This window comes from Candidatus Planktophila sp. (assembly GCF_046070465.1).
Classification (GTDB): domain Bacteria; phylum Actinomycetota; class Actinomycetes; order Nanopelagicales; family Nanopelagicaceae; genus Planktophila.
This window is the reverse complement of sequence record NZ_JBJTMK010000119.1, coordinates 1-8,138: the sequence shown is the minus strand read 5'-3', so window position 1 is coordinate 8,138 and position 8,138 is coordinate 1. Positions and strand designations below refer to the sequence as shown.

At 49.8% G+C, this 8,138-nt stretch carries 12 protein-coding genes; all 12 read left to right on the top strand.

Translation table 11 applies throughout. The features are described 5' to 3' along the window. Positions 1 to 149 precede the first annotated feature (149 nt). Positions 150 to 434 (top strand): hypothetical protein, encoded by a 285-nt coding sequence (locus tag ACKOVI_RS05425; RefSeq protein ID WP_509603061.1) that lies wholly within the window; start codon positions 150 to 152, stop codon positions 432 to 434. Positions 435 to 615: 181 nt separating this feature from the next. Beyond that, entirely contained in the window at positions 616 to 822 is a 207-nt protein-coding gene (rpmE, locus tag ACKOVI_RS05420; RefSeq protein WP_509603060.1) for a 50S ribosomal protein L31, read from the top strand. Positions 823 to 927: 105 nt separating this feature from the next. Then, a complete protein-coding gene (gene prfA / locus ACKOVI_RS05415) occupies positions 928 to 2,010 on the top strand; it encodes a peptide chain release factor 1 (protein ID WP_509603059.1) in 1,083 nt (360 codons plus the stop codon). 6 nt (positions 2,011 to 2,016) lie between these two features. Further along, entirely contained in the window at positions 2,017 to 2,874 is an 858-nt protein-coding gene (gene prmC, locus ACKOVI_RS05410; RefSeq protein ID WP_509603058.1) for a peptide chain release factor N(5)-glutamine methyltransferase, read from the top strand. A gap of 7 nt (positions 2,875 to 2,881) precedes the next feature. Beyond that, on the top strand, positions 2,882 to 3,559 hold the full coding sequence (locus ACKOVI_RS05405; protein WP_509603056.1) for an L-threonylcarbamoyladenylate synthase: 678 nt from the start codon (positions 2,882 to 2,884) through the stop codon (positions 3,557 to 3,559). A gap of 16 nt (positions 3,560 to 3,575) precedes the next feature. After that, positions 3,576 to 4,838 (top strand): serine hydroxymethyltransferase, encoded by a 1,263-nt coding sequence (glyA, locus tag ACKOVI_RS05400; RefSeq protein ID WP_509603055.1) that lies wholly within the window; start codon positions 3,576 to 3,578, stop codon positions 4,836 to 4,838. Positions 4,839 to 4,854: 16 nt separating this feature from the next. Then, positions 4,855 to 5,958 carry a glycosyltransferase family 4 protein gene (locus ACKOVI_RS05395; protein WP_509603054.1) on the top strand — a complete coding sequence of 368 codons (1,104 nt, stop codon included), beginning with the start codon at positions 4,855 to 4,857 and terminating at the stop codon, positions 5,956 to 5,958. After that, complete coding sequence (locus ACKOVI_RS05390) at positions 5,955 to 6,362, top strand: Cg1360 family ATP-synthase-associated protein (RefSeq protein WP_509603053.1); 408 nt, start codon at positions 5,955 to 5,957, stop codon at positions 6,360 to 6,362. The genes ACKOVI_RS05395 and ACKOVI_RS05390 overlap by 4 nt, the downstream gene beginning before the upstream one ends. A gap of 31 nt (positions 6,363 to 6,393) precedes the next feature. After that, a complete protein-coding gene (locus tag ACKOVI_RS05385) occupies positions 6,394 to 6,585 on the top strand; it encodes a hypothetical protein (RefSeq protein ID WP_509603051.1) in 192 nt (63 codons plus the stop codon). Positions 6,586 to 6,649: 64 nt separating this feature from the next. Next, complete coding sequence (gene atpB, locus ACKOVI_RS05380) at positions 6,650 to 7,429, top strand: F0F1 ATP synthase subunit A (protein WP_509603049.1); 780 nt, start codon at positions 6,650 to 6,652, stop codon at positions 7,427 to 7,429. Between the two features lie 63 nt (positions 7,430 to 7,492). Further along, positions 7,493 to 7,696 carry an ATP synthase subunit C-like protein gene (locus tag ACKOVI_RS05375; protein WP_509603048.1) on the top strand — a complete coding sequence of 68 codons (204 nt, stop codon included), beginning with the start codon at positions 7,493 to 7,495 and terminating at the stop codon, positions 7,694 to 7,696. Positions 7,697 to 7,734: 38 nt separating this feature from the next. Next, positions 7,735 to 8,138 (top strand): F0F1 ATP synthase subunit B family protein (locus tag ACKOVI_RS05370; protein WP_509603047.1); only part of this gene is annotated, 404 nt, incomplete at its 3' end.

Sequence of the window (8,138 nt, the reverse complement as noted above, 5' to 3'; positions counted from 1 at the left end):
GCTGACGCAATTGCTGCCTCGCGAGTAGTCTTTGCAGCTTCGAGTTCTGACTTATAGGTCTTAAGAATATTTGTACGAGTCTCGTTGCTACATATATTGCCAACCGCAAAGCAAATGCTGCCCAATACAAGGCTGCAGTAGAAGCATTTGTGGCAGCAAAGAAGGCTTACAACGAGACTCGTACAAATATTCTCAAGACCTACAAGTCAGAACTCGAAGCTGCAAAGACTGCTCGCGAGGCAGCAATTGCGGCAGCAACAACTGATGCAGCAAAGCTTGCAGCTAACACTGCATACCGAACAGCGGTAGCAGCAGCTACATCAAAGCGAGATGCAGCCATTGTTGCTCTCGGCGTAGCACCAGCAGCACCAGCAACACCACTTATTGGTGCACGTCCAACTCCACCAGTGAAGCCAACAAAATCAGCGAGCTAACTTCCCCTCGGCTCGCACTGTGAGCCTCTTGAAAGAGCCTCAACCGCCTTAATTCCTCGTGAATTTGGCGGTTGAGTGCTTTTGGGGGAGAATTACGCACCTACCGAGCAAGCCCCTTCTGGTTCACCGCAGCTTTTGAGAAATTCAAGAGCCGGACCCAGACAGATGAAAAGGAATCACTATGAAGCCAGAGATCCACCCAGAATATAAAGAGACCCAGGTAACGTGTGGTTGCGGCGAGAAGTTTGTAACTCGTTCAACAGTGCCTAGTGGATCTATCTACGTTGAAGTGTGTTCAGTCTGCCACCCGTTCTACACAGGTAAGCAGCGCATCCTTGATACTGGTGGACGCGTCGCGAAGTTCGAAGAGCGTTTCGGTAAGAAGTAGCTTTTATAAAGAGACCGTTGTCGCAGCCCTTAAAGGGGTTGCGGCGCGGTCTTTTTTATTTCTATAAGTATCAAAAGAAGTATTGAGATTGGGAGGAGAAGTCAGATGAGCGATGATCGTTTTGCATCCGCCCATGAGATGGTGCGTGAATATCAAGAACTTGAGAAGCAGATGGCTGATCCCTCGATTCATGAAGATCAAAATAATGCTCGCAAACTTGGACGTCGATATGCGCAACTTGGCCCCGTTGTTGCCGGCTTCAATGCCTGGAAGAGCGCCAATGATGATTTAGCTGCTGCACGTGAAATGGCCGCCGAGGATCCAGAGTTTGCAGCTGAAATTCCAGCGATGGAGGCAACAGTCGAGGCTGCAGCAGAGAAGTTAGAAGAACTACTCCTTCCACGTGACCCTAACGATGATCGCGATGTCATCATGGAAGTTAAAGCAGGTGCAGGTGGCGATGAATCCGCACTCTTTGCTGGTGACTTGGTTCGTATGTATCAGCGTTATGCGGAGAAGCACAATTGGAAAGTTGAAATCATCGACCTTACTGAAGCAGATCTCGGTGGCTTTAAAGATATTTCGATGGCGATCAAATCAAAGGGAACTCCACAGCCAGGAGAATCACCATATGCACGTTTGAAATTTGAAGGTGGCGTGCACCGCGTGCAACGCGTTCCTGAGACCGAAAGCCAAGGGCGCATCCACACATCAGCTGCTGGAGTATTGATTTTGCCAGAAGCTGAAGAAGTCGATGTTGAACTCAATATGAATGATGTGCGCGTTGATGTCTATCGCTCATCTGGCCCTGGTGGGCAGTCAGTTAACACCACTGACTCAGCAGTGCGATTGACTCACGTTCCAACCGGAATTGTTGTCTCTTGTCAGAATGAAAAATCACAGCTTCAAAATAAGGAGTCAGCGCTTCGCATCCTGCGTGCACGACTTCTCGCCGATGCACAGGAGAAGGCTGAAGCTGCCGCCTCTGCAGAGCGTAAGAACCAAGTACGTACAGTCGATCGCTCTGAGCGAATCCGTACCTATAACTTCCCAGAAAATCGCCTCAGCGATCACCGCGTCAATTACAAATCTAATAATTTGGATGCAGTTCTCAATGGCGACCTTGATGATGTGATTCAAGCTCTCCTCGATGCCGATAAGGCAGCAAAGCTCTCTGCAACAAATTAATTCGCCATGGAGCTAACTTTCAAAGAATTCTTGCGCGGTGGCAAAGAACAATTAGCTGCAGCAGGTTATCCAGAAGTAGATGCAGAACATCTCCTTGCGCATGTTCTCGGCATTTCGCGGATGGAGCTCCACAATCCGCTCGCGGTAGAAAATGCCATAACAGCAATCGGCGACACCGCCATCATTGAAGAGAGCTTCTGGAAGTTACTGGATCGACGTGCAGCCCATGAGCCGCTGCAATACTTAACTGGCACTGCGTACTTTCGCTACCTTGAGCTTCAAGTAGGTCCAGGGGTTTTAGTTCCGAGACCAGAGAGCGAACTTCTCGTTGAAGCGGTAATCAAAAATATCGAATCTCGAACTGAAGCGGCAATTAGCGTCGTTGATCTTGGTGCAGGTTCTGGCGCACTGACGTTGGCTATTGCAACTGAGGCACCGCAGACTCATGTAATCGCTGTTGAGAGAGAACCAGGTGCACTCGAGTGGCTTCGTAAGAATGTTTCTCGTATCGACGAGACTGTGCGCATCCTTGAATCCGATGTGAAGGACGCTCTTATCGGCGTCAAATGCGATGTAGTGATCGCCAACCCTCCTTACATTCCCAATAGCCAGGAGCTGCCTCGCGATGTTGCAGAGCACGAGCCAACAGTTGCTCTCTTCGGTGGCTCAGATGGCATGGAGATTCCTCGTCAATTTATCGAAGCTGCAACACGTTTATTGAAGTCTGGTGGTTTCCTTGCAATCGAACACCATGAGAGCCAGCCTCACGCTATTGCGGAAGCGATGGCAGAAGATTTCAGCGAGATTACTTTGCATAATGACTTGGTAGGTCGCCCTCGATTTACGACAGGTATCAGGAGATAATCGCGCTATGGAGAAAGTCAATCTTCTTGAAGGCGACATCAAAGATCACGTTGCGCTAGTTCCTGGATCTCACATGGCCAAGGCCATTGAGATTGGTGTCAAAGCTATCCGAGACGGTTACATCATTTGCGCACCGCTCGAACATGGTTACGTCTTTCTAGCAGATGCATTCTCAGAATTCGCAGTTCGCGCGATGCACGTTCTTCGCGGTGATGCGCTAGGTGTCGCGGCACAAGTTCTGATTCACTCTGGCGACACAATTACAGGTCTCTCGCGCGATGTCACTGCAGATGCACGTGCGCTAATGAATGAATTTTGGCCAGGACTTATTTCATTTAACTTACGTCCCAATATGGGACTTCGCTGGAATCTCGGAGATAACCAATCACTCGATCGCTTTAGTGTGCGCGTTCCAAATTCTCCATTTATTTCAGCGCTCTTGAAAGAGACAGGGCCACTCGCCTCTGCCAGTGCAGCGCGTGTAGGACAGAAACCTGCACGAGATACCGCTCGCATATTTGTTCTCGAATCAGATCTTGCGGTGATGTTTGAAGCAGGAGAATTGCCAGAAGGTCCTGCCACAACAATTATCGAAGCCGATAGCAGCGGCATGACCATTATTCGAGAAGGTGCCATTACTCGTGAGGCACTCGCAGCAGTAGTACCTGCCCTTTCTCAGGAGTAACCAATAGGCTAAGGCCATGTCCAATACTTTCTACGGCCCAGATTTCGAACTTCTCACCCAGCAGGACCCTGCAATTGCTGCTGTCTTGTTGTCAGAGCTCAAGCGCCAGCAGACCAACCTGCAGCTGATTGCATCAGAGAATTTCACATCTCGTGCCGTTCTGGCAGCACTTGGTTCAACTCTTTCCAATAAATATGCCGAGGGCTATCCCGGAAAGCGCTATTACGGCGGCTGCGAAGAGGTTGATATTGCCGAAAACATCGCGATCGACCGTGCAAAGTCACTGTTCGGCGCAGAGCACGCAAATGTGCAGCCACACTCTGGTGCAAGTGCAAACGTCGCTGTCTACCAAGCATTCACCAAGCCAGGAGATACCGTCCTTGCGATGTCACTTCCGCATGGTGGCCACCTCACCCACGGCTCGAAGGTCAACTTCTCTGGAAAGTGGTTCAACGTTGTTTCTTATGGTGTTCGCCAAGATAACGAGTTGATTGATTATGACGAGCTACGCGACCTTGCAATTGCCAATAAGCCAAAGATGATTTGTACTGGTGCTACTGCTTACCCATCACTGATTGATTTCGAGAAGGTTCGCGCAATCTGCGATGAAGTCGGCGCAATCATGTGGGTCGACGCAGCGCACTTCATCGGTCTCGTTGCGGGCAAGGCAATCCCATCACCTGTTCCCTATGCAGATGTTGTTTCATTTACAACGCACAAAGTTTTACGAGGTCCACGCGGTGGAATGATTCTGACAAAGGCAGAGCATGCAGCTGCAATCGATAAGGCGGTCTTCCCAGGAATGCAGGGCGGTCCAATCATGTCTGCAGTCGCAGGTAAGGCGGTCGCGCTCGCAGAGTGTGCAACACCTGCATATCAAAAGTATGCAAAGGATGTCATCGTCAATGCCAAGTCGTTGGCTGCAGCGCTTGAGGCAGAAGGAATGCGCGCAGTCTCTGGTGGTACTGAGACTCACTTGGCGCTGATTGATATTCGCTCAACCGGCGTCAATGGCAAGGTAGCTGACGAGCGCTGCGGAGCATCAGGAATCGTTCTTAATAAGAACTCAATCCCATTTGATCCTGAGGCGCCATCTGTGACCTCCGGTATCCGAGTTGGAACACCTGCAACAACCACTCAAGGTATGGGCGTTGATGAGATGAAGACAATTGCCTCATTAATCTCTCGCGCAATCAAGAGCGATGATGCTGCAGCACACGCTGCAATCAAGGCAGAGGTGCATGCCCTCACCGCAAAGTTTCCTATCTACCAGGCTTAGTAGGTAGTAGAAAAAGATGCGCGAGTACCTCGTCACACTTCTGCTTGCTGCTGTGATTTGTTATGTCGTCACACCATTTGTGCGTCAGTGGGCAATTCGCTTTGGTGTAGTTGCAAAGATTCGCGAACGTGATGTGCACACGACTCCTACACCTCGCTGGGGTGGGCTTGCTATGTGGATTGGTATGGCAGTCACCTTTGCGATGGTGAACCATCTTTCTCTCGTCGGCAAATCTTTTACGCGCGAATCCATCGGAATCTTTCTCGCCGCAACGTTTCTTGTTCTCTTAGGAATGGTCGATGATCGCTTTGAACTCGATGCGTTGACAAAGCTTGCTGGTCAAGCACTCGCTGCAGGAATTTTATTGATTTACGGAGTTCAGATTTTTTGGCTTCCAATTAATGGTGTAATGACACTGCCACCGAGCATTGGACAGCTGCTCACAGTTGCAATCGTTCTCGTCACCATCAATGCAGTGAACTTCATCGATGGCCTTGATGGTTTGGCGGCAGGAATCGTCGCTATCTCGGGGGCTGCCTTCTTCGCTTTTGCCTACTTATTAGCTGTTATTTATGGCTTTAACCGCGCAGGTTCGCCATCACTGATTACCGCCATCATTATCGGTGTCTGCATTGGATTCTTGCCACACAATGCTTTTCCGGCGCGAATCTTTATGGGCGATTCAGGATCCATGCTCTTGGGACTTCTCCTTGCTGCATCTGCAATCACCTTGACAGGCCAAATCGATCCCAATGCAATTTCAGCCGAAAAGCTCGGCCCCACGCTCTTGCCGCTAGCACTACCACTTGCAGTGCTTGCTCTTCCATTGATTGATTTATTTTCTGCAATCATCAGACGATTGCGTGCAGGCAAGTCACCATTCGCATCTGATAAAGAACACATTCACCATCGCATTATGCGTTCAGGAAATTCGCAAGCACGCACAGCTCTGATCATGTATTTCTGGACTGCAACAATCGCCTTTCCGGTATCTATCTCAGCATTTACACCGTTGTGGGTTGCAGCCATTGTCTTCGCGGTTCTTTTGACCTGCACACTCACTTTTCAGAAGAAGCGTCCGGAGCTTCACAAAAATAAAGAGAAAGTCTTAAGCGCATGAGTACAGAGCGAGCGCTTCTGCGCGGTGCAGTAATTCCAACAATTTTTATTGGGTGTATTTCGATCGGAGTTTCAACATGGCTTAAGGGCAGCGCAGGACTTATCGGCGCGCTACTTGCCCAATGTGTTGTCGTCATCTTCTTTGCCGCCAATATTGGGGTCGCACGTCTTTCTCGCGACCTTGATCCCGTGATGACTATGTCTCTTGCCATGTTCTCTTATATGGCCAAGGTTCTGCTGCTCGGAGTCTTCCTGTGGCTCGTGACCACCTTCGTCTCAGTCGATACCTGCGACCGCAAAGCCTTTGCCCTGAGCGCTGTCGCTGCGACCTTCGCCTGGCTCGGGGGAGAGATCAGGGCTTATCTGGCCCTCAAACTTCACCTACAATTGCCCGACCGCTCGTAAGCGGCCAGCCCTAAAATTTCGAGGAGGACCCATGGCAGTAAATCGCGAGGCAGATGCCCTCTGGACCATCGTCGGCTACATGCTCTCTGGTCTTCTCTTCTGGGGAGGCGCTGGATATCTCGCCGATAGGTACTTCAACACCTCTTATCTGACCCTGGTCGGCTTCCTTTTAGGCATGGGCGGTGCGTTGTACCTCATATGGCTTCGATTTGGCCGGGAATAGCGATAACCCCTAATCTTTGCCACGTCTGGAAGGATTCCAGACCTACTAAATCTGAGGGATGGCGATGCATCTAAAGCTCAGCGGTGAAGAGGGATTTACCCCTCCCGGCGTAAAAGACTTTGATCTTCCTCCGATATTTCACAACATTGAGTGGCTGACAAAACCGGTATTGCTCGTTGCACTTTCAGTAGTGCTGATTTCAATCTTCTTCGTCGCAGCCTCACGCAAAGCGCTCGTAGTTCCTGGAAAGCTTCAATTCTCAGGCGAACTTATCTACGACTTCGTTCGTAACGGCCTTGCAAAAGACATTCTCGGCCCAGAGTTCATGCGCTTTGTGCCGTATCTCTTCACACTCTTCACATTTGTCTTAGTCAATAACGTCTTCTCCATTGTGCCTCTGTTGCAATTCTCAGCAATGTCACATGTTGGTTTTCCATATGCGCTCGCGATTTTGACCTACCTTGTCTACCACTTCGTTGGAATCAAGAAGCAGGGTCTTGGCCATTACCTCAAGGGCATTGCATTTATGCCAGGTGTTCCAAAGGCTATCTACGTTCTTCTGACACCGATTGAAATTGCGACATTCTTCATCGTTCGCCCATTCACACTTGGCCTTCGTCTATTCGCAAATATGTTTGCTGGCCACTTGCTCCTGCTCGTCTTCATCCTCGGTGGAGAGCACCTCTTACAGGGCGTTATTGGTTTGAAGGTTGTGTCGCCATTTGCTTTCACAATGGGCATCGCGCTGACATTCTTTGAATTTATGGTGCAGTGCCTTCAGGCCTACATCTTCACACTTTTGACCGCTCTCTATATCGCTGGCTCATTGGCTGACGAACACTAAACAAGCACCAAACAATAAGAATTGGGGAAGTAACTTCGCTTCTTCAGTAAGAAAGGTAGAAACATGACAGGCTCACTTAACGTCATCGGTTACGGCATTGCTGCAATCGGACCTGCAATCGCAACATGCTTGATCTTCGCTGCTTACATCAGCGGTGTAGCTCGCCAGCCAGAGTCACGCAGCGTCCTTCAGCCAATCGCGTTCCTCGGATTCGCTATGGCAGAAGCACTTGCACTCTTCGGTCTCGTTCTCGCATTCGTTCTCTAATCGGTTTATCAATTTCGGTAACTCCCTAAGGAGAAAAAATGCATCTATTTAACTTTGCGGAAGAGGTCGCGGTGGTTGAAGAACACATCAACCCATTGATCCCTCATCCAGTTGAGATCGTTGTCGGCACAATCGCCTTCATCCTTCTCTTCCTCGTCTTGAAGAGCAAAGTCGTTCCTATGTTTGAAAAGGCATATGCGGAGCGCACTGCAGCTATTCAGGGTGGCATGGAGAAGGCAGAGCAGGCACAGCTAGAAGCTGCGCGTGCACTTGCTTCATACAACGAACAACTTTCATCAGCTCGTGATGAGTCCTCACGTCTTCGCGAAGAAGCACGTGTTCAAGGAGCCGCGATCGTTGAAGAACTTCGCGCTAAGGCAACGGAAGAAGCAGCTCGCATTACTGCAGCAGCACATGCTTCTATCGAGGCAGAGCGCCAGCA

Excerpts from the sequence above, each read along its gene's own strand:
- rpmE (WP_509603060.1), top strand. The coding sequence starts at position 616 with ATGAAGCCAGAGATCCACCCAGAATATAAAGAGACCCAGGTAACGTGT.
- prfA (WP_509603059.1), top strand. The coding sequence starts at position 928 with ATGAGCGATGATCGTTTTGCATCCGCCCATGAGATGGTGCGTGAATAT.
- prmC (WP_509603058.1), top strand. The coding sequence starts at position 2,017 with ATGGAGCTAACTTTCAAAGAATTCTTGCGCGGTGGCAAAGAACAATTA.
- ACKOVI_RS05405 (WP_509603056.1), top strand. The coding sequence starts at position 2,882 with ATGGAGAAAGTCAATCTTCTTGAAGGCGACATCAAAGATCACGTTGCG.
- glyA (WP_509603055.1), top strand. The coding sequence starts at position 3,576 with ATGTCCAATACTTTCTACGGCCCAGATTTCGAACTTCTCACCCAGCAG.
- ACKOVI_RS05395 (WP_509603054.1), top strand. The coding sequence starts at position 4,855 with ATGCGCGAGTACCTCGTCACACTTCTGCTTGCTGCTGTGATTTGTTAT.
- ACKOVI_RS05390 (WP_509603053.1), top strand. The coding sequence starts at position 5,955 with ATGAGTACAGAGCGAGCGCTTCTGCGCGGTGCAGTAATTCCAACAATT.
- ACKOVI_RS05385 (WP_509603051.1), top strand. The coding sequence starts at position 6,394 with ATGGCAGTAAATCGCGAGGCAGATGCCCTCTGGACCATCGTCGGCTAC.
- atpB (WP_509603049.1), top strand. The coding sequence starts at position 6,650 with ATGCATCTAAAGCTCAGCGGTGAAGAGGGATTTACCCCTCCCGGCGTA.
- ACKOVI_RS05375 (WP_509603048.1), top strand. The coding sequence starts at position 7,493 with ATGACAGGCTCACTTAACGTCATCGGTTACGGCATTGCTGCAATCGGA.